The organism is Endozoicomonas sp. SESOKO4 (genome assembly GCF_024606275.1).
This window is the reverse complement of record NZ_JAHHPS010000406.1, coordinates 1-1205: the sequence shown is the minus strand read 5'-3', so window position 1 is coordinate 1205 and position 1205 is coordinate 1. Positions and strand designations below refer to the sequence as shown.

The 1205-nt window shown below is 47.9% G+C and carries 2 protein-coding genes; both read left to right on the top strand.

What is annotated here, in order from left to right; genetic code table 11:
* On the top strand, positions 1–416 hold a 416-nt coding region (locus KDK16_RS07930), incomplete at its 5' end, for a tRNA pseudouridine(38-40) synthase TruA (protein ID WP_257275479.1).
* 138 nt (positions 417–554) lie between these two features.
* The coding region (locus KDK16_RS07925; protein ID WP_257275478.1) for a hypothetical protein at positions 555–1205 on the top strand (651 nt) is incomplete at its 3' end.

The following is a 1205-nucleotide window of genomic DNA, read 5'->3' as shown; positions in this document are numbered from 1 at the left end:
CCTTTTACTACCGTCCACTGGATGTAGAGTGGATGAATATTGCCGGGCAGTACCTCATGGGTGAACATGACTTTGATTCTTACCGTGCGGTGCAGTGTAAGGCGAAACATGCGGTTCGTGAAATTCAGCACCTGAATGTTTACAGGCATGGCGATATGGTTGTGATAGATGTCAGGGCGAATGCGTTTCTTCATCATATGGTAAGAAACATCACGGGTGTTCTTCTGGAGATTGGTGCCGGTAGAAAGCCACCTGTCTGGGCAAAAGAAGTGTTGGATGCCAGAAGTCGTTCTGAAGGGGGTGTTACAGCAAAGCCCCATGGTCTTTATTTTGTCGATGTAGGTTACCCGGCAGAGTATGAACTGCCAAAAAGTGAACCGAACCCTTTCTTTGTAGCTTCGGCGCTGCCCTGGTGACCCGGAGGTTCCTTGACAACCCGGTGTCCTGTGGGGTCTGTTATTGAATAGGGCATCTGGCTTTATCGATTAGTATCCTTTACAGCCGCGAAAATGCTTTTTCGTTCATGGCTATTTTAAGGCAACCAGGGATGGGTGATGAGAAAACGACATATGTCTACAGTAGGCTTTATTGTCTTCGTTGCAGCTCTATTGGTGTTGAGTGGATTCACTCGGGCCGGATCACTGGAATGGGGCGGTCAGGAGGAGGGGGTCTGTCTGCAGGAGGGTTCGAAGGAGCGAGACCAATGGAGTCAGAATATTAAAAAAAAGTTTAACTGGCTGCCTCACTTCAGCGGTGGAAGATTGGCCTATTCCCGGTCTTGTGATCAGGACAAAATGCAAGACTGGGAGGTAGATGAAGATGAGGTGGTTTCTGGAGAAGGCAGAAGGCTGAATGTTTTCCGATGGCGCAAGCAGTTTTATCCATTAACGTCAGAGCGCAAATTTGGTGTCCTTTATCCGGTTCGGTATCTGCAGCAACGTTTGAGCTTTCAATTCAGAGATAGTCGCTACTGTCTGGTATTGAACAAGAATAAGCGCTTTGAAAGCCTTTCCTGGGAGCAGTGTCTGCAATCTGTCGACACTCGCTGGTTATTCGATCTGCCAACTGATCCTGGTGAGGATGGGTTGATAGGTCTGGCAGGAATTGACAGTAATCAAGATGGTGTTCGTGATGATGTTGAACGGTTTATTGAGAGAGCATTAGGAGGTTCTGAAAAGGAGAGGAAAGCTGCTCTGTCATTTGCC